This window comes from Pseudomonas sp. PB103, assembly GCF_009764635.1.
GTDB lineage: Bacteria > Pseudomonadota > Gammaproteobacteria > Pseudomonadales > Pseudomonadaceae > Aquipseudomonas.
Genome location: NZ_RWIL01000001.1, coordinates 1 through 18,704 on the forward strand (window position 1 = coordinate 1; position 18,704 = coordinate 18,704).

The window sequence follows — 18,704 nt, forward strand, 5'->3', positions numbered from 1 at the left end:
CTTTTGATCTTTAAAAACAAGATCAAAAGATCGCAGCGTGCCGCAGCTCCTACAGGGGGGTGTGTTGGCTTCAGGTTCCTGGTTTTGGTGTGCGGGCCAGGCAATAAACATCAACTCTTGCTGCGCCGGCATTCATCAACAATCGGGCCAACGCCTGGGCCGTGGCGCCGGTCGTCAGCACATCATCGATCAACGCCAGATGTCGGCCCTTCACCTGTGCATCGGGATTGAGGCTGAAGGCTTGCAGCAGATTGCGTTTGCGCGCCTTGGCATCCAGATCCTGCTGGGCGCTGGTGTTCTGCAGCCTGCGCAGGACCTGCTCCTCGCACGGCAGATCAAGCGACTTGCCCAGCCATTGCGCGAGCATCGCAGCCTGATTGAAACCACGCTGACGCAAACGTTGTTTCGCCATCGGCACCGGCAACAACGCCTCCGGTCTTGGTACGTCCTCTTCGAAGCGATGTTGCAGGTATTGCCCGAGAACGTCGGCGAGCAGGTGGCCAAACGGCCATTTCGCGTTGTGTTTAAAGCGCGTTATCAAACTGTCCACCGGGAAACCATACAGCCACGGCACGACGACCTGTTCGAACGCTGGAGGCTCTAGCAGGCACTCACCACATGTCATGTCCGCCGCCGCCAGCGGCAGCGCGCAGGTGATGCAGTGATCACCCAGCCATGGCAGTTCGGTCTCGCACGCCACGCACATTGGCATTTCTGCGTCTGCGGGCTCATCGCACAACAAACAGATTTGTACGTTTTTTAAACAGATGTAAACCGACTCTTTGTATGGTGGTTGACAGCGCATGACTCTTCCTTAAATATGCCGAACATCCGTGTAGCGCCTGTGGGTATTCCGTTTCCCCAGTCGCCAGCCAAGCATAACCAAGGAATTACCCATGAGCGCGAGCACCACCGCCACCCTGCGTCACGACTGGTCACTGGCCGAAGTCAAAGCCCTCTTCGTACAGCCATTCAACGACTTGCTGTTCCAGGCGCAAACGGTGCACCGCGCACATTTCAACGCCAACCGCGTTCAGGTTTCGACGCTGCTGTCGATCAAGACCGGCGCCTGCCCGGAAGACTGCAAGTACTGCCCGCAGTCCGGTCACTACAACACCGGCCTTGAAAAAGAAAAACTGATGGAAGTGCAGAAGGTCCTCGAAGAGGCGGCACGCGCCAAGGCCATCGGCTCGACACGGTTCTGCATGGGCGCGGCGTGGAAGCACCCGTCGGCCAAAGACATGCCGTACGTGCTGAAAATGGTTGAAGGCGTGAAAGCCATGGGCCTGGAAACCTGCATGACCCTCGGCCGTCTCGATCAGGATCAGACCGAAGCGCTGGCCAAGGCCGGCCTCGATTACTACAACCACAACCTCGACACTTCGCCGGAGTTCTACGGCAGCATCATCACCACCCGCACTTACAGCGAGCGCCTGCAAACGCTGGCCTATGTACGTGAATCGGGGATGAAAATCTGCTCGGGCGGGATTCTCGGCATGGGCGAGTCGCTGGATGACCGCGCCAATCTGCTGATCCAGTTGGCCAACCTGCCGGAACACCCGGAATCGGTGCCGATCAACATGCTGGTGAAGGTCGCCGGTACGCCGCTGGAAAACGCCGAAGACATCGACCCGTTCGACTTCATCCGCATGCTCGCCGTGGCCCGTATCCTCATGCCGCAATCCCACGTGCGCCTGTCCGCCGGCCGCGAAGCGATGAATGAGCAGATGCAGGCCCTCGCTTTCTTCGCTGGCGCCAACTCGATTTTCTACGGCGACAAGTTGCTGACCACTGCCAACCCGCAGGCGGACAAGGACATGCAGTTGTTTGCGCGCCTGGGCATCCAGCCGGAAGCGCGTGAAGAGCATGCCGACGAGGTTCACCAAGCGGCGATCGAGCAGGCATTGGTTGAGCAGAAGAGCAGCGAGCAGTTCTACAACGCCGCCGTCTGATCGCCCCACGGATCCCATGTAGGAGCTGCCGAAGGCTGCGATCTTTTGCTGTTGTTTTTAAAAAGACAAGATCAAAAGATCGCAGCCTTCGGCAGCTCCTACAGAGTTGTTTTTTACTGTCGAGGCCTGCATGTCTTTCGATCTCGCCGCACGCCTTGCTGCCCGTCGTGCCGAAAATCTCTATCGCCAGCGCCCGCTGCTTGAATCCCCGCAGGGGCCTGAAGTGGTGGTCGACGGCAAACCGTTGCTCGCCTTCTGCAACAACGATTACCTCGGTCTGGCCAATCACCCACAAGTGATCGAAGCCTGGCGCGCCGGCGCTGAGCGCTGGGGTGTCGGTGGCGGTGCCTCGCATTTGGTGATCGGCCACAGCGGCCCGCACCATGCACTCGAAGAAGCCTTGGCCGACCTCACCGGTCGCCCGCGTGCGCTGCTGTTCACCACCGGTTACATGGCCAACCTCGGTGCGGTCACCGCGCTGGTCGGGCAGGGCGATACGGTGCTGGAAGACCGCCTCAATCATGCTTCGCTGCTGGATGCCGGTTTGTTGTCCGGCGCGCGTTTCAATCGCTATTTGCACAACGATGCGCAAAGTCTGGCCAAGCGCCTGGAGAAAGCCACCGGCAACACGCTGGTGGTCACCGACGGCGTGTTCAGCATGGACGGCGACCTGGCAGACTTGCCGGCACTCGCCCGCGCAGCCAAGGCCAAAGGCGCGTGGCTGATGGTCGATGACGCGCACGGTTTCGGCCCGCTCGGTGCGAATGGCGGCGGGATTGTCGAGCACTTCGGTTTGAGTCAGGAGGATGTGCCGGTGCTGGTCGGCACCCTCGGCAAAGCCTTCGGCACCGCTGGCGCTTTCGTCGCCGGCAGTGAAGAACTGATCGAGAGCCTGATCCAGTTCGCCCGCCCGTATATCTACACCACCAGCCAGCCACCGGCGCTGGCCTGCGCCACGCTGAAAAGTCTTGAGCTTTTACGCACTGAACATTGGCGTCGTGAGCATCTGCAAACGCTGATCCGTCAGTTCCGCCATGGCGCCGAGCAGATCGGCCTGGAGTTGATGGACAGCTTCACGCCGATTCAGCCGATCATGATTGGCGACGCCGGGCGCGCGGTGCGCTTGTCGCAGATGTTGCGCGAGCGCGGGCTGATGGTCACCGCGATCCGTCCGCCAACCGTGCCTGCCGGCAGCGCGCGTTTACGTGTGACCCTGACCGCCGCCCACAGTGAAGCGCAGGTGCAGCTATTGTTAGCAGGACTGGCCGATTGCTTTGCCCAACTCTCGTCGGAGCCAAGCCATGCGTGATCGCCTGATTCTGCTGCCCGGCTGGGGCCTCGGCGTATCGCCGATGGAGCCCTTGGCGGCGGCGTTGCAAGGTCTCGATGCACACCTGAAAGTCGACATCGAGCCGTTACCCGAGCTGGATTCCCGCGATCTGCAAGACTGGCTCGACGAACTTGATGAGCGCATTCCTCAGGACGTCTGGCTCGGTGGCTGGTCGTTGGGTGGGATGCTCGCCTGCGAATTGGCGGCGCGGCGTGGCGAGCGTTGCTGCGGATTGCTGACGCTGGCGAGCAATCCTTGTTTTGTTGCCCATGAGCAATGGCCGAGTGCGATGGCGGGCGAGACGTTCGACGCGTTTCTCGCCGGTTGCCAGGCCGATCCGCGCACGACCCTCAAACGTTTCTCTTTGCTCTGTGTTCAAGGCGCGCACGACCCGCGCGGCTTGTCGCGTTTGCTGCTCGGCGGCGCGCCAAATACCGCGCCGACGGCATTGATGGCCGGGCTGGAATTGCTTGCGCAAATGGATACTCGCGATGCGCTGCAGGCGTTTCGCGGGCCGCAGTTGCATCTGTTCGCCGGGCAGGACGGTTTGGTGCCGGCGGAAGCAGCGGGGGCGTTGTTCGCCTTGTTGCCGGATATCGAAATTGGTCTGATCGAACAGGCCAGTCATGCGTTTCTTCTGGAAGATCCCCACGGACTGGCGGGTGCGATCCAGGCTTTTTTACATGAGTGCGGTGATGACTGATTTGTCTCTTGTGCTGCCTGGCGGCTTGCCTGACAAGCGTCAGGTCGCGGCCTCTTTTTCTCGCGCGGCGGCCAGTTACGACAGCGTCGCCGAGTTGCAACGTGATGTCGGTACACAGTTGATTCAGCGCTTGCCGACGGAGTTTGTACCGGCGCGCTGGCTGGATCTCGGTTGTGGCACGGGATACTTCACCCGCGCGTTGGCTTCGCGGTTTGCCGAGAGCCACGGTGTGGCGCTGGACATTGCCGAGGGCATGCTCGAGCACGCACGTCCGTTGGGTGGTGCGCAGCATTTTATTGCCGGCGATGCCGAGCGGCTGCCGTTGCAGGATTCGACCTGCGACCTGATCTTCTCCAGCCTCGCGGTGCAGTGGTGTGCGGATTTCGAAGCAGTGCTCAGCGAGGCCTTTCGCGTACTGAAACCGGGCGGAATTTTTGCGTTTGCTAGTCTTTGTGTAGGGACGCTGTTTGAGTTGCGCGACAGCTGGCGGCAGGTCGACGGGCTGGTGCACGTCAATCGCTTCCGCGAGTTCGCCCGCTATGAGCAAATGTGCGCGGCCAGCGGTTTACGCACGTTGAGTCTGGAGAAACAGGCGCACGTGCTGCATTACCCGGATGTGCGCAGCCTGACCCATGAATTGAAAGCCCTGGGCGCGCACAATCTGAATCCGGGACGGCCGGGCGGTTTGACCGGGCGCGCGCGGATTCTCGGCTTGGTTGAAGCTTACGAGCAGTTCCGTGAGGCGTCGGGGTTGCCGGCGACTTATCAGGTGGTCTACGCCGTGTTGGAGAAACCCGTATGAGCGCAGCCTATTTCATCACCGGAACCGACACCGATGTCGGCAAGACCACGGTTGCCGCGGGGTTGCTGCACGCGGCGCGGTCGGCAGGCTTGAGCACGGCGGCAGGCAAACCGGTGGCGTCCGGGTGCGATGTCACGCCCAAGGGTTTGCGTAATTCGGATGCGCTAGCGCTGCTGGCCGAGTGTTCGGTGCCGCTGACTTATCAACAGGTCAATCCGGTGGCGTTCGAGCCGGCCATCGCGCCGCATCTGGCGGCGCGTGAAGCGGGTGTGGCGCTGACCGTGCAATCTTTGTTGGCGCCGATGCGCGAGATTCTGGCGATGAACGCCGATTTCACCTTGATTGAAGGCGCGGGTGGCTGGCGCGTGCCATTGGCGGATCAGGATAATTTGTCGGATTTGGCGATTGCGTTGAAGCTGCCGGTGATTTTGGTCGTCGGTGTGCGACTGGGTTGCATCAGTCATGCGCTGCTGACAGCTGAGGCAATCGCCCGTGATGGCCTGCAGTTAGCGGGATGGGTGGCGAATATCATTGATCCAAAGACCTCGCGGCTGGAGGAGAATCTGGCGACATTGGCTGAGCGCATCCCCGCGCCGTGTTTGGGGCGCGTGCCTAAACTCAAGGTTTTGAGCGCAGAAGCAGTGGCCGATCATTTACAACTGGATCTGCTCGACTAAGTTTTTCTCTATGGGCAGGCACTGTGCCATTAGTGTTTTTGACGGGTGTTTTTCTGACACCTCTGCTTCAATGACAGCCATTGATCCTTCCCAAGGATGAGAACCGTTATGGAAATTTCCGGTAACACAGCTTTTTATGCCGGTCTGAGCTCGATTCAGAGCGGGCAAAACCGCGTCGATCAGGCTGCCAGCCAGATTGCCAATAATACGATTGAACGCTCGGTGATCAGCCAGTCGTCCGAAGTGCAGGTTGATCGTCTGCGTGGCGTGGATCGTGCTCAGCAATCTGATCTGGCCAGCAATATGGTCGAGATGTCTCAGGGCAAGCTCCAGGCGGAGCTGGGCGTTAAGGTCGCCAAGGCATCCGATGAAATGCTCGGGACAATCATCGATACATTTGCCTGATTTTTTTGCCATCAGTTTCCTGAACGCCGCGCATTGTCGCGGCGTTTTTCGTTGTAAGTCCTTCTCCCTCAACTAATCTTTTTTCAGCGCCGATGACTCGCTTGAGCCAATGGCGGTTTGCTGTGCCCAGCGTTTACCGGGCGTGATGACGAACGGCAAAAGATCGATGCTTGACAAGATTTCGGCGTAAACGTATGTTTCAAACAACTGTTTGACCGTCACAACAAATCAACGCGGTCGTTCATTCCCGGTTACATCAGCAGAGGTTTATCGCTATGCCTGACTACAAGGCCCCCTTGCGTGATATTCGCTTCGTTCGTGACGAGCTGCTCGGCTACGAAGCGCACTATCAGAGCCTTCCGGCTTGCGCAGACGCAACTCCGGACATGGTTGACGCCATTCTCGAAGAAGGCGCCAAGTTTTGTGAGCAGGTACTGGCACCGCTGAACCGCGTGGGCGACCTCGAAGGTTGCACCTGGAGCGAGTCCGGCGTGAAAACCCCGACGGGCTTCAAAGAGGCTTACAAACAATTCGTTGAAGGCGGCTGGCCAAGCCTGGCGCACGACGTCGAGCACGGCGGCCAAGGCCTGCCGGAGTCGCTGGGTCTGGCCGTAAGCGAAATGGTTGGCGAAGCCAACTGGTCGTGGGGCATGTACCCAGGCCTGTCGCACGGCGCGATGAACACCATCTCCGAGCACGGCACGCCAGAGCAGCAAGAAGCCTATCTGACCAAACTGGTCTCCGGCGAATGGACCGGCACCATGTGCCTGACCGAACCGCACTGCGGCACCGACCTGGGCATGCTGCGCACCAAGGCCGAACCTCAGGCCGACGGTTCCTACAAGGTTTCCGGCACCAAGATCTTCATCTCGGCCGGTGAACACGACATGGCCGACAACATCGTCCACATCGTGCTGGCTCGACTGCCGGACGCTCCGGCTGGCACCAAAGGCATCTCGCTGTTTATCGTTCCTAAGTTCATGCCGAACGCTGATGGCACCGTCGGTGAGCGCAACGCAGTGACCTGTGGTTCGCTGGAACACAAGATGGGCATCCACGGCAACGCCACTTGCGTGATGAACTTCGACGGCGCTACCGGTTTCCTGATCGGCCCGGCGAACAAAGGCCTGAACTGCATGTTCACCTTTATGAACACCGCACGTCTGGGTACCGCGCTGCAAGGTCTGGCCCACGCCGAAATCGGTTTCCAGGGCGGCCTGAAATACGCTCGCGATCGTCTGCAAATGCGCTCGCTGACTGGCCCGAAAGCGCCGGAAAAAGCCGCTGACCCGATCATCGTTCACCCTGACGTACGCCGCATGCTGTTGACCATGAAGGCGTTCGCCGAAGGCAACCGTGCGATGGTGTACTTCACCGCCAAACAGGTCGACATCGTCAAATACGGCGTCGATGAAGAAGAGAAGAAGAAAGCCGACGCACTGCTGGCTTTCATGACCCCGATCGCTAAAGCGTTCATGACCGAAGTCGGTTTCGAATCCGCCAACCACGGCGTTCAGATCTACGGCGGCCACGGCTTCATCGCCGAGTGGGGCATGGAGCAGAACGTTCGCGACAGCCGCATTTCGATGCTGTACGAAGGCACCACCGGTATCCAGGCACTCGACCTGCTCGGCCGTAAAGTGCTGATGACGCAAGGCGAGGCTCTGAAAGGCTTCACCAAGATCGTCCACAAGTTCTGCCAGAACAACGAAGGCAACGAAGCCGTTGCAGAATTCGTTGCACCGCTGGCGGCAATCAACAAGGAATGGGGCGAGCTGACCATGAAGGTCGGTATGGCCGCCATGAAAGATCGCGAAGAAGTCGGCGCGGCCTCCGTGGACTACCTGATGTACTCCGGTTATGCCTGCCTGGCTTACTTCTGGGCCGACATGGCGCGTCTGGCCGCTGAAAAGCTGGCAGAAGGCACCGGCGACGCAGCGTTCTACACCGCCAAGCTGCAAACCGCGCGCTTCTACTTCCAGCGCATCCTGCCGCGTACCCGTACGCACGTGGCGACCATGCTGTCGGGCGCGAACAACCTGATGGACATGAAAGAAGAAGACTTCGCACTGGGCTACTAAGCCTTAACGCAGTCTCTTGAAAAACCGCTGCGCCTTCGGGTGCAGCGGTTTTTTTTTGCGTTGGATTTATCCCCGACTCTGGGGACGATTCCCCAGCAGAAACGGTGGCTGCCAGCGCGCTGTCCCCGCGTTTATTGATTCAAAATGTTTCCAAGCAAGATGGCCAATTAATTGCACTGCCCGGATTAACCGGCGCTCACGAGAAATCCTGTGCTGTTCCACGACGCCTCTCGCCCGGCAAAACGCATAACAACAACCGTCAGGGTGAAGCACATGAACATCAGTCGACTTGTCTGGCTAGCCCTCGCACTCGCAGCCTCCGGCGCAATGGCCGCAACGCCCGCCGAAGTGGATCCGCCAGTACCGGAAGTGCCGAGCCTGCAATCGCTGCGTGGCATGCTGCCGCCCGATCCGTCGGGGACAGAAGGCGGGCGCAAGGTCGACTTGATGACTGACTACGTGCTCAACCGCTCCGCCGCGATTCTGCTCGGCAAAGCGCTGTTCTGGGACATGGAAGTCGGCAGTGATGGCGCCACAGCGTGCGCCTCCTGCCACTATCACGCCGGTGTCGACCACCGCATCACCAACCAGCTCAACCCCGGCCAGGCACACACCAACGCCAACGTCGCCTCAATCTTCAACAAACCCTTTGTGGCCTCCGACATACCCGGTGACGTGGCGTCCTACGCGACCTTGTCCGGCGGCAAGGGCGGGCCGAACTACACGCTGAAGAAAACCGACTTCCCGACCCATGTGCTGAGCAATCCACTGGAGCGCAACTCGCCGATCGTCTATTCGAGCGATGACGTGGTCGGCTCCCAGGGCGTGTTCGACGCCAATTTCGTCAAACCCAATCAACCGCGTTTCGACAAATGCACCCAGCAGCCCGACGGTATTTTCCAGGTCGGCGGCATCAACGTGCGCCGCAGCACCGGGCGTAACGCGCCGTCGGTGATCAACGCGGCGTTCAACGTGCGCAATTTCTGGGATGGCCGCGCGAATAACGTGTTCAACGGCTTCTCGCCGTTCGGCAACCGCGATCCCGATGCAGGGATTTACGTGACCGCCGAGCGCAGCACCGTGGCCAGCAAAGTCCGGCTGGCGCTCAACGACGCTTCCGCCGCATCGCAAGCGGTAGGCCCGCCGGGCAGCGGGGTGGAGATGTCCTGCGGCGGCCGTACTTTCGCCGACATCGGCCGGCGCATGCTCGATCAGTTGATGCTCAAGCAACAACGGATTTCCTCCAACGATTCCGTGCTCGCCTCGGTGTCCGGCGCGCGGCGCCCGACCTATCGCGAACTGATCAAGAACGCCTTCCAGCCACGACTGTGGAACGCCACGCAAAACGTGCTGGTGGGTGGTGCGCCGTATACGCAGATGGAAGCCAATTTCCCGCTGTTCTTCGGTCTGGCGATTCAGATGTACGAATCCACGTTGATCTCCGATCAGGCGCCCATCGATGCTTACCTGCAAGGCGATTCAACCGCTATGAATGCGCAGCAGGTCCAGGGCATGAATCTGTTTCTCGGCAAGGGTAAATGTGTGAACTGCCATGGCGGTGCGGAGCTGACCAATGCCGCCAGCCGCTTGTTGATGCACCCGCGTGAGCGTATCGAGCGCATGGTCATGGCCGACAACCTCACCACGCTCTACGACAACGGTTTCTACAACACCGGCGTGCGCCCGACTTCCGAAGACCTCGCGCTTGGCGGGACAGATGCCTGGGGCAATCCGTGGTCGTTCAGCCGTCAATACAACAAGCTGTTGCAGGGCGCCAGCATTGCCGATCCGCTGGATGTCGATGTCTGCACCTTCGAAGCACCGCTGAGCGCAGCGATTCCGTGCGACGCCACGCTCAAACCCAACGTCAACTTCCGCGATTCGGTCGATGGCGCCTTCAAGACGCCGACCCTGCGCAACATCGCTTTGACTGGGCCGTACTTTCACAACGGCAGCCGCGCCACGCTCAAGCAAGTGATGGAATTCTACAACCGTGGCGGCGACCGCCGTGGTGAGGACGCCAACAACACCAGCGGTTTCGAACACCCGTCGGCCAATCAGCACAACACCTCGAACCTCGATCCGGACATGACCAACCTCAACCTGACCCCGGATGAGATCGATGCACTGGTGAAATTCATGGAAGTCGGCCTGACCGATCCGCGCGTGGCCTGGGAACGGGCGCCGTTCGATCATCCGTCGCTGGTGATTCCGCAGGGCCATGTCGGCGATGAAAATGCCGTGACTCAGCGTCCGGCCAGTCCGAAGGTTACGACGCGGCAAGCGGCGGATGCTTCGCTCAATCTCAAGCCCTACGGTGCCGAGGGACGGAGCCCGGCGGAGGGGCCATTGCTGCCGTTCTATAACGATCTGTAAGGGTTTTTTCCAAGGCTGGCCATCAGTCATGGTGGCCAGCACACCGCGCAGGGCAAAAAACTTGGCAAAACGCTCAGATAGTCAGGTTTTCTGCCGTTAAAGAGACTGCCTGTGATCTGGATCACATTGTGTGCTTAACTGGCCACATTGCAGGCACAATGCCATCTTTTTTGCCATGACGGGTCGGAGCTTTACCCTTGCCGCGTTCTTCCGCTGTACGTTTCAGTCATTTTCTACCTTCGCTGCTGTTGTTACTCGCGGGGTTGGCGGCTGCGTACGTCAAAGACCTCAACGTGTTCTTCACTTCGCTGTTCAACGTGTTGCCGACGTTGGTGCTGTTGCTGGGTGGCGCTTACTGCGCGGTATACCGACGTCAGCGCGAACTGTTTCTGATGCTCACGGTGTACATCGCCTACTTTCTGCTCGATACCCAGACCGACTATTACCGCGACAACGGCAAAGTGCGCGAAGACGCCGCCGTGGTCTTCCATCTGGTCTGTCTGCTCTTGCCGCTGCTGTTTGGCCTGTTTGCTGCGTGGCAGGAGCGCACGCACCTGTTTCAGGACATGGTCGCGCGCTTCGCCGTTTTACTCGCGTTTGGCAGCGTGGCGTTGGGGCTTGAGCAAAGTTATCCCCAGGCGCTGCTGATGTGGCTCTCGGAAATCCGCTGGCCGGCGCTGCACGGCGCTTGGATGAGCCTGATCCAGCTGTCCTATCCGGTGTTTATTTCGGCGTTCCTGCTCTTGGCCTGGCAGTACTGGCGCAACCCGCGCCCGCTGCACGCGGCGCAGCTGGTCGGCCTGCTCGGCGTATTCTGGATGCTGCCGAAAACCTTCATCCTGCCGTTCACCCTGAACATCATGTGCAGCCAAGTGATGTTGATGATCGCCGCTGCCGTTGCGCATGAGGCTTATCAAATGGCCTTCCGCGACGAACTCACCGGTCTGCCGGGGCGTCGCGCACTCAACGAACGCATGCAGCGGCTCGGCCGCAACTATGTGCTGGCGATGAGCGACGTTGACCACTTCAAGAAATTCAACGACACCCACGGCCACGATGTTGGTGACCAAGTGCTGCGTCTGGTCGCCAGCAAGCTGTCGAAAATCAGCGGTGGCGGTAGGGCGTATCGCTATGGCGGTGAGGAATTCGCCCTGGTGTTTGCAGGCAAAACCCTTGAAGAGTGCATGCCGCATCTGGAAGTGATTCGCGAGTCGATTGCGTCCTACAACATTCAACTGCGCAATCAGGAAAACCGCCCGAACGACGATCAACAAGGACGTCAGCGTCGCGCCGGCTCGGGTGCTTCGAGCGTGTCGGTGACGGTGAGTATCGGCGTCGCCGAGCGCGTTGAGCAGCGCAACCCCGAGCAAGTCCTGAAATCAGCCGACGAGGCGCTCTACAGCGCCAAAGGCGCAGGGCGAAACTGCGTCGTCGCGTTCGGCCAGAACCGCCGTGGCGCGGTGCGCATGGGCACGGCCGCAGGTTGAGTGATGACGGCGCATTCAGCGTCTGCACAATGATTGTCGGGCGTGGTGGCCGGCAGTAGGTTGAGGAATCTGCTGACGGAGAAGCCACCATGCCTGAGTACAAAGCCCCGCTGCGCGACATGCGCTTTCTGATCGATCACGTCTTCGACTTCCACGCCAACTACGCCGCCCTCGGCGCGGATGACGCGAGCCCGGACATGATCAACGCGATCCTCGAAGAGGGCGCGAAGTTCTGCGAAAACGTTCTGGCGCCGCTCAATCGCAGCGGTGACGAGGAGGGCTGCCATTTCGACAACGGTGTGGTGACAACGCCTACAGGCTTCAAGCAGGCTTTCGCACAATATGTCGAAGGTGGCTGGCATGGTCTGGCGGCAGATCCGACCTACGGCGGGCAAGGGCTGCCGAGTTCGCTGGGGTTGGTGATCAGCGAGATGGTCGGCTCCAGCAATACCTCCTGGGGCATGTACCCGGGCCTGACCCACGGCGCGATGTCGGCAATCCACGCCCACGGCAGCGCCGAGCAGAAAGAAACCTACCTGAGCAAACTCACCGCCGGGCAATGGACCGGCACCATGTGCCTGACCGAAGCCCACTGCGGCACCGATCTGGGCATCATCAAGACCCGCGCCGTGCCTCAGGCTGACGGCAGTTATGCGGTCACCGGCAGCAAGATTTTCATCTCCGCCGGCGAGCACGACATGAGCGACAACATCATCCATCTGGTGTTGGCGAAACTGCCGGACGCGCCAGCCGGGACCAAGGGCATCTCGCTGTTTATCGTGCCGAAGTTCTTGCCGGACACGGCGGGCGAAGCGGGCGAACGCAACGGTGTTTCCTGTGGTTCGATCGAACACAAGATGGGCATCAAGGCTTCGGCTACCTGCGTGCTCAACTTCGATGGCGCCAAGGGCTACCTGATCGGCGAGCCGAACAAGGGCCTCAACTGCATGTTCACCATGATGAACCACGCGCGCCTCGGCACCGGCATGCAGGGCTTGTGTCTGGGCGAGGCAAGCTTTCAGGGCGCGATCAAATACGCCAACGACCGCTTGCAGATGCGCTCACTGACCGGCGCCAAAGCCCCGGACAAAGTCGCCGACCCAATCATCGTCCACCCGGATGTGCGGCGCATGTTGCTGACCATGAAAGCCTTCAACGAAGGCAACCGCGCACTGACTTACTTCACCGCGCAGTTGCTCGATACCGCACATCTGAACAGCGACGCCGACGCGCGCCAGGAGGCTGAAGACTTGTTGGCGTTCCTCACGCCGATCTGCAAAGCGTTCATGACCGACAGCGGGCTGGAAGTGACCAACCTCGGCATGCAGATATTTGGCGGCCACGGTTTTATTCGCGAGTGGGGCATGGAGCAACTGGTGCGCGATTGCCGGATTGCACCGATTTACGAAGGCACTAATGGCATTCAGGCGCTGGATCTGCTCGGGCGCAAGGTGTTGGGCAGTCAGGGCAAATTGCTGCGCGGCTTTACCAAAATCGTCCACAAATTCTGCGCTGTCAACGCCGAGCATCCGCAGTTGGGCAGTTTTGTTGCGCAGCTCAACGAGCTCAATCAGCAGTGGGGCGACCTGACCATGAAGGTCGGCATGGCGGCCATGAAGAACCCTGATGAAGTGGGCGCGGCGTCGGTGGATTATCTGATGTACAGCGGTTACATCATTCTCGGTTATCTGTGGCTGCGCATGGCGTGGGTGGCGCAGGCACAACTGGAGGCGGGCGAGGGCGAGGCGGATTATCTGCGCGGGAAATTGGCGACGTGCGAGTTTTACTTCAAGCGACTGTTACCGCGTACGGCGGCGCACCGGGCGGCGATTGAGGCGGGGAGTGATTGTTTGATGAACTTGCCGGCGGAGTTGTTTGCGCTTTAAAGAAGATCAAAAGATCGCAGCCTTCGGCAGCTCCTACAGGGAATTTGGGGTTGGCGGGGCTGCGATTTTTTATGATGACCAAAAATAACAAATCAGTCACCGGTTGACCCTATGTGTCGCAAAAGTTGTTGAGGTACACTCGGGCTCAACGAAAACATCATTCCACGAATCACCGTTTAGATCTTGCGAGGTTTGCCATGGCTGACTACAAAGCGCCGCTGCGCGATATGCGCTTCGTCCTCAATGAAGTGTTCGAGGTCGCCAAACTCTGGGCCGAACTGCCGGCACTGGCCGAGACCGTCGACGCCGAAACCGTTGAAGCCATTCTCGAAGAGGCCGGCAAGGTCACCAGCAAAAGCATCGCGCCACTGAGCCGTGCCGCTGACGAAGAAGGTTGCCATTGGGCCGACGGCGCCGTCACCACCCCGGCCGGTTTCCCACAGGCTTATCAGACTTACGCCGAAGGCGGTTGGGTCGGCGTCGGCGGTGATCCCGAGTTCGGCGGCATGGGCATGCCCAAAGCCGTATCGGCGCAAGTTGAAGAAATGGTCAACTCCGCCAGCCTGTCCTTCGGTCTGTACCCGATGCTGACCGCCGGCGCCTGCCTGTCGATCAACGCCCACGCCAGCGAAGAGCTGAAAGCCGCGTACCTGCCGAACATGTACGCCGGCGTCTGGGCCGGTTCGATGTGCCTGACCGAGCCGCACGCCGGTACCGACCTGGGGATTATTCGTACCAAGGCTGAGCCTCAGGCCGACGGTTCCTACAAGGTCAGCGGTACCAAGATCTTCATCACCGGTGGCGAACACGACCTCACCGAAAACATCATTCACCTGGTGCTGGCGAAACTGCCGGACGCCCCGGCGGGCCCTAAAGGCATCTCGCTGTTCTTGGTGCCGAAGTTCATGGTCAATGCCGACGGCAGCCTCGGCGCACGCAACCCGGCGAACTGCGGTTCGATCGAACACAAAATGGGCATCCAGGCCTCCGCGACCTGCGTGATGAACTTCGACGAAGCCGTGGGTTACCTGGTCGGCGAGCCGAACAAAGGCCTCAACGCGATGTTCACCATGATGAACTACGAGCGTCTGGGCGTCGGCATCCAGGGCCTGGCGACCGGCGAGCGCTCTTATCAGAACGCCGTTGAATACGCGCGCGACCGTCTGCAAAGCCGTTCACCGACGGGCGCGCAAAACAAAGACAAAGTCGCTGACCCGATCATCGTCCACCCGGACGTGCGGCGCATGCTGCTGACCATGAAAGCCTCGAACGAAGGCGGCCGTGCGTTCTCCACTTACGTGGCGATGCAACTCGACACCGCCAAGTTCAGCGAAGACGCCGCGACCCGTAAGCGTGCCGAAGATCTGGTCGCGTTGCTGACGCCGGTGGCCAAAGCGTTCCTCACCGATCTCGGTCTGGAAACCACCGTGCACGGCCAACAGATTTTCGGTGGCCATGGCTACATCCGTGAGTGGGGCCAGGAGCAATTGGTGCGTGATGTGCGCATCACCCAGATCTACGAAGGCACCAACGGCATTCAGGCGCTAGACCTGGTCGGTCGCAAGATCGTCGGCAGCGGCGGCGCGTTCTACAAGCTGTTCGCTGACGAGATCCGCCACTTCACCGCGACTGCCAGCGCCGATCTGGGCGAATTCACCAAGCCGCTGAACGATGCCGTCGACACCCTCGACGAGCTGACGTCGTGGGTACTGGATCGGGCGAAAAACAACCCGAACGAAATCGGCGCGGCCTCGGTCGAATATCTGCAAGCGTTCGGCTACGTTTCCTACGCTTACATGTGGGCACTGATGGCTAAAGCTGCGCTGGGCAAAGAAGCGCAGGACGATTTCTACGCCAGCAAGCTCGGCACCGCGCGCTTCTATTTCGCCCGTCTATTGCCGCGCATTCACTCGTTGAGCGCGTCGGTGAAGGCTGGCAGCGAGTCGCTGTTCCTGCTGGATGCGGCGCAATTCTGATGATGTAACGTCATGTAAGCATTCTCTTACATGACGTGCTGCTGTTCTCCCATAGTCGGAAATTGGATCCAGAGCTAATCTACATTTCATGGACGTCGCGCAGGAAGCGCAAAGCAACAACACGGACACGTAGGATTCTGCCAGGGTGGCGGAGTGAAATGGATGTCAGGGAAACAGTCTGCAAAGCCCCGCTTCGGCGGGGTTTTCTTTTGCCTGCAGAAAAGTAGTCAGGCCAGCGGATCAAGCGTTGGCTTCATCTCGCGTTCCATCACTTCTTCCAGCAATGTCCGCAAAAGAGCCAAAGAGGCCTGCTGGCGTTGCACATCGCGACACACCAGACCCACCTTCAGCGGCACCCGTGGCTCGCTCAGCGGTTTCCATAGCAGATCCTGATCGTCGTATTCCTTCTGCGAACGCCCCGGCAGCACCGTTGCCAATTTGGTATGCGGCAGGCTGTCGAGAATCCCCACCATATTGTTCAGCTCGGCCTGCACTTGCGGACGTCGCCCGAGGGCGGTCAGTTGCGTCTGCCAGATCTGGCGGATCTGGAACTCTTCGCCCAACAGCAGCATCGGCAGTTCGGCGGCCTGGCGTATCGAGACTTTCTTGAATTCGCGCAACGGATGATCCGCCGGGATCACCAGTGTCAGCTCGTCTTCATAGAGCATCACGCCATGCAGGCCAGGTTGGCGCGGCGGCAGATAACTGATGCCAATGTCCAGCGACCCGTTGAGCAGGCGCCGCTCGATCTCAAGTCCAGTCAATTCATAAATCTGCACCACCAGATGCGGCTGCGCCTTGCGTACCCGCTCAAGCATTTGCGGCACCAGACTGGTGTGAACCGTTTGCAGCACGCCGATGGCCAGCGTGCGCAAGGCCTGTCCCTTGAAGTTGCCCAACGCCTCGCGTGCCCGTTGCAAACCATCGAGCAGCGGCAAGGCATGGTTGTACAAAGTGTGTGCGGCGAGGGTCGGCAGCAGACGTTTGCTGCTGCGCTCGAACAGAGTGACGTCGAGGTTCTGTTCAAGTTGGCGGATCTGCTGCGACAACGCTGGCTGCGAGATCGACAGACGTTCCGCTGCCCGGCCGACATGGCCTTCTTCGTAGACCGCGACGAAATAACGCAGTTGTTTGAAATCCATAAGTAATGCTTATCGAAAATGCTGGGAAATCGAAATGGCCCGAAGCCGTCAGTGAGCCTAGTCTAACCGCATTCACAAGGCTTACAGGGCCAGAAAGCGCGATGAATAGCGTTCGCTTCGACAGTGTTTACATAGGCAGTTCAAAACACCTCAAACGAGGTTTTTTGCAATGAATCTGTTTAGCTTGCGGCGCCAGACGCCGAGTCTTGATGACCTCGCGTTCGAGGCCAATTTCTCTGAAAACAGCGAAAGTCTTAGCGCCGAGCGGCTGATGCCCAGCGTCGAACGGCCGCAGCAGCTATTCGTCCGTGGTCAGGGTTCGTGGCTATGGGACAGCAACGATCGTGCGTATCTCGACTTTTCCCAGGCCGGTGGCGCCAACAGCCTTGGTCACAGTCCTTCGGCGCTGGTGAAAGCCATCAGCAGTCAGGCGCAGGCGCTGATCAATCCCGGTTTCAATCTGCACAATCGCGGCATGCTCAGCCTCGCCGAACGCCTGTGCGCCGCTACCGCCAGCGATCAGGCTTACCTGCTCAACAGCGGCAGCGAAGCCTGTGAAGCGGCGATCAAACTGGCACGCAAATGGGGCCAACTGCATCGCGGCGGCGCCTCGCGGATTATTGTTGCGAAGCAAGGCTGTCATGGCCGCAGCCTGGCAACGATTTCTGCTTCGGACAGCTGCAATCTGCACAACCGTTTCGCGCCGCTGCTGCCGGGTTTTGATCTGGTGCCGTTCAACGATTTACCGGCGCTGCATGCGGCGGTCGATGCGCAGACCGTGGCGATCATGCTGGAGCCGATCCAGAGCGATGCCGGCGTTGTTCCGGCCACCGAGCATTACCTCAAGGGTGTCGAGCGTCTGTGCCGTGAACTGGGCATTCTGCTGATCCTCGACGAAGTGCAAACCGGCATTGGTCGCTGTGGCACCTTGCTCGCGGAACAGTCCTACGGCGTGCGCGCCGATATCGTCGTGCTCGGCAAAGGGCTTGGCGGCGGTGTGCCGTTGGCGGCGCTGCTGGCGCGGGGCAAGGCCTGCTGCTTCGAAGCAGGCGAACTCGGCGGCACGCATCACGGCAACGCACTGATGACCGCGGCCGGGCTGGTGGTGCTCGACAGTGTGCACGATCGCAGCTTTCTCCAGCAGGTCAACGACAACGGCCAGCATCTGCGCGAAGGCCTGGCCCGCTTGGCGCACCGCTACGACCACGGCGAACTGCGCGGCCAAGGCTTGTTCTACGGACTGACCCTGTCGGACGATTGCGCCGAAGCCGTCGTCCACGCCGCCTTGCACGAAGGCCTGCTGCTCAACGCCCCGCAAGCCAACTGCCTGCGCTTCACCCCGGCGCTCACCGTGAGCAAAACCAACATCGACGAAATGCTCCTGCGCCTGGGTCGCGCGTTCGCCCGCGTGCGCACCGCACAGCTGCAATGCCGCAAAGGGATTGCCGTCTGAGCTGAAGTTTCCTGCCCGAATTAAAGAACCGTCTCGCGGTATAACGCACGCCCCACGCCTGATTCTTTTGGCGTGGGGCGTTTTTTTGTGAGGTGGTGGCGATCAAATGGCAGTTGCACTGAACCCTGACGAACGGCGCGGGTCGATTAGCTTGTATGGCTCAGGTGAGCCAACCCCCATTCAGGAGCTGCCCCATGGATTTTATTCGGATCATCATCGCTATTCTGTTGCCACCACTGGGCGTGTTTCTGCAGGTCGGGTTTGGCGGGGCGTTCTGGTTGAACATTCTGCTGACGTTGTGCGGGTACATTCCGGGGATCGTGCATGCGGTGTATATCATCGCCAAGCGCTGAGTCATCGACATAAACCTGTAGGAGCTGCGGCACGCTGCGATCTTTTGATTTTAATTCGAGGATCAGGATCAAAAGATCGCA

At 59.8% G+C, this 18,704-nt stretch carries 15 protein-coding genes; 13 read left to right on the plus strand and 2 right to left on the minus strand.

Going from position 1 to position 18,704, the window contains the following annotated elements:
• Positions 1-70 precede the first annotated feature (70 nt).
• On the minus strand, positions 71-805 hold the full coding sequence (locus EJA70_RS00005; RefSeq protein ID WP_158828755.1) for a ComF family protein: 735 nt from the start codon (positions 803-805) through the stop codon (positions 71-73).
• A gap of 91 nt (positions 806-896) precedes the next feature.
• Between EJA70_RS00005 and bioB the strand changes: the two genes are divergently transcribed.
• The 11 genes from bioB (at position 897) to EJA70_RS00060 (ending at position 15,675) form a co-directional block, all read left to right on the plus strand.
• The gene (gene bioB / locus EJA70_RS00010; protein WP_064388191.1) at positions 897-1,952 is read left to right on the plus strand and encodes a biotin synthase BioB; all 1,056 of its coding nucleotides are present in this window, start codon (positions 897-899) and stop codon (positions 1,950-1,952) included.
• Positions 1,953-2,082: 130 nt separating this feature from the next.
• Positions 2,083-3,261, plus strand: a complete 1,179-nt coding sequence (gene bioF, locus EJA70_RS00015; RefSeq protein WP_158828757.1) for an 8-amino-7-oxononanoate synthase — start codon at positions 2,083-2,085, stop codon at positions 3,259-3,261.
• Positions 3,254-3,985, plus strand: a complete 732-nt coding sequence (locus EJA70_RS00020; RefSeq protein ID WP_158828759.1) for an alpha/beta fold hydrolase — start codon at positions 3,254-3,256, stop codon at positions 3,983-3,985. The genes bioF and EJA70_RS00020 overlap by 8 nt, the downstream gene beginning before the upstream one ends.
• Positions 3,978-4,787 carry a malonyl-ACP O-methyltransferase BioC gene (bioC, locus tag EJA70_RS00025; protein WP_158828761.1) on the plus strand — a complete coding sequence of 270 codons (810 nt, stop codon included), beginning with the start codon at positions 3,978-3,980 and terminating at the stop codon, positions 4,785-4,787. Before EJA70_RS00020 ends, bioC begins: the two co-directional genes overlap by 8 nt.
• The gene (gene bioD / locus EJA70_RS00030) at positions 4,784-5,464 is read left to right on the plus strand and encodes a dethiobiotin synthase (protein WP_158828763.1); all 681 of its coding nucleotides are present in this window, start codon (positions 4,784-4,786) and stop codon (positions 5,462-5,464) included. The genes bioC and bioD overlap by 4 nt, the downstream gene beginning before the upstream one ends.
• 108 nt (positions 5,465-5,572) lie before the next feature.
• Positions 5,573-5,869: a pyrroloquinoline quinone biosynthesis protein PqqE gene (locus EJA70_RS00035; RefSeq protein WP_158828765.1), complete on the plus strand. Its 297-nt coding sequence runs from the start codon at positions 5,573-5,575 to the stop codon at positions 5,867-5,869.
• Positions 5,870-6,144: 275 nt separating this feature from the next.
• A complete protein-coding gene (locus tag EJA70_RS00040) occupies positions 6,145-7,950 on the plus strand; it encodes a phenylacyl-CoA dehydrogenase (protein WP_064119243.1) in 1,806 nt (601 codons plus the stop codon).
• A 273-nt stretch (positions 7,951-8,223) separates the two neighbouring features.
• Positions 8,224-10,326, plus strand: a complete 2,103-nt coding sequence (locus EJA70_RS00045; protein ID WP_158828767.1) for a cytochrome-c peroxidase — start codon at positions 8,224-8,226, stop codon at positions 10,324-10,326.
• Between the two features lie 197 nt (positions 10,327-10,523).
• Positions 10,524-11,813 (plus strand): GGDEF domain-containing protein, encoded by a 1,290-nt coding sequence (locus EJA70_RS00050; RefSeq protein ID WP_008085156.1) that lies wholly within the window; start codon positions 10,524-10,526, stop codon positions 11,811-11,813.
• An 89-nt stretch (positions 11,814-11,902) separates the two neighbouring features.
• A complete protein-coding gene (locus tag EJA70_RS00055) occupies positions 11,903-13,699 on the plus strand; it encodes an acyl-CoA dehydrogenase C-terminal domain-containing protein (protein WP_158828769.1) in 1,797 nt (598 codons plus the stop codon).
• A gap of 197 nt (positions 13,700-13,896) precedes the next feature.
• A complete protein-coding gene (locus EJA70_RS00060) occupies positions 13,897-15,675 on the plus strand; it encodes an acyl-CoA dehydrogenase C-terminal domain-containing protein (protein ID WP_158828772.1) in 1,779 nt (592 codons plus the stop codon).
• A gap of 227 nt (positions 15,676-15,902) precedes the next feature.
• Here the strand turns inward: EJA70_RS00060 and EJA70_RS00065 are convergent, their stop codons facing one another.
• The gene (locus tag EJA70_RS00065) at positions 15,903-16,817 is read right to left on the minus strand and encodes a LysR family transcriptional regulator (protein WP_158828774.1); all 915 of its coding nucleotides are present in this window, start codon (positions 16,815-16,817) and stop codon (positions 15,903-15,905) included.
• A 169-nt stretch (positions 16,818-16,986) separates the two neighbouring features.
• Here EJA70_RS00065 and EJA70_RS00070 point away from each other — a divergent pair, with 169 nt between their 5' ends.
• Both EJA70_RS00070 and EJA70_RS00075 read left to right on the plus strand, forming a co-directional pair.
• Positions 16,987-18,270 (plus strand): aspartate aminotransferase family protein, encoded by a 1,284-nt coding sequence (locus tag EJA70_RS00070; protein ID WP_158828776.1) that lies wholly within the window; start codon positions 16,987-16,989, stop codon positions 18,268-18,270.
• A 194-nt stretch (positions 18,271-18,464) separates the two neighbouring features.
• A complete protein-coding gene (locus EJA70_RS00075) occupies positions 18,465-18,623 on the plus strand; it encodes a YqaE/Pmp3 family membrane protein (RefSeq protein WP_003228885.1) in 159 nt (52 codons plus the stop codon).
• Positions 18,624-18,704 lie beyond the last annotated feature (81 nt).

Bases quoted from the DNA above. Each gene is read 5' to 3' on its own strand.
- EJA70_RS00005 (WP_158828755.1), bottom strand. From the start codon at position 805: ATGCGCTGTCAACCACCATACAAAGAGTCGGTTTACATCTGTTTAAAA.
- bioB (WP_064388191.1), top strand. From the start codon at position 897: ATGAGCGCGAGCACCACCGCCACCCTGCGTCACGACTGGTCACTGGCC.
- bioF (WP_158828757.1), top strand. From the start codon at position 2,083: ATGTCTTTCGATCTCGCCGCACGCCTTGCTGCCCGTCGTGCCGAAAAT.
- EJA70_RS00020 (WP_158828759.1), top strand. From the start codon at position 3,254: ATGCGTGATCGCCTGATTCTGCTGCCCGGCTGGGGCCTCGGCGTATCG.
- bioC (WP_158828761.1), top strand. From the start codon at position 3,978: ATGACTGATTTGTCTCTTGTGCTGCCTGGCGGCTTGCCTGACAAGCGT.
- bioD (WP_158828763.1), top strand. From the start codon at position 4,784: ATGAGCGCAGCCTATTTCATCACCGGAACCGACACCGATGTCGGCAAG.
- EJA70_RS00035 (WP_158828765.1), top strand. From the start codon at position 5,573: ATGGAAATTTCCGGTAACACAGCTTTTTATGCCGGTCTGAGCTCGATT.
- EJA70_RS00040 (WP_064119243.1), top strand. From the start codon at position 6,145: ATGCCTGACTACAAGGCCCCCTTGCGTGATATTCGCTTCGTTCGTGAC.
- EJA70_RS00045 (WP_158828767.1), top strand. From the start codon at position 8,224: ATGAACATCAGTCGACTTGTCTGGCTAGCCCTCGCACTCGCAGCCTCC.
- EJA70_RS00055 (WP_158828769.1), top strand. From the start codon at position 11,903: ATGCCTGAGTACAAAGCCCCGCTGCGCGACATGCGCTTTCTGATCGAT.
- EJA70_RS00060 (WP_158828772.1), top strand. From the start codon at position 13,897: ATGGCTGACTACAAAGCGCCGCTGCGCGATATGCGCTTCGTCCTCAAT.
- EJA70_RS00065 (WP_158828774.1), bottom strand. From the start codon at position 16,817: ATGGATTTCAAACAACTGCGTTATTTCGTCGCGGTCTACGAAGAAGGC.
- EJA70_RS00070 (WP_158828776.1), top strand. From the start codon at position 16,987: ATGAATCTGTTTAGCTTGCGGCGCCAGACGCCGAGTCTTGATGACCTC.
- EJA70_RS00075 (WP_003228885.1), top strand. From the start codon at position 18,465: ATGGATTTTATTCGGATCATCATCGCTATTCTGTTGCCACCACTGGGC.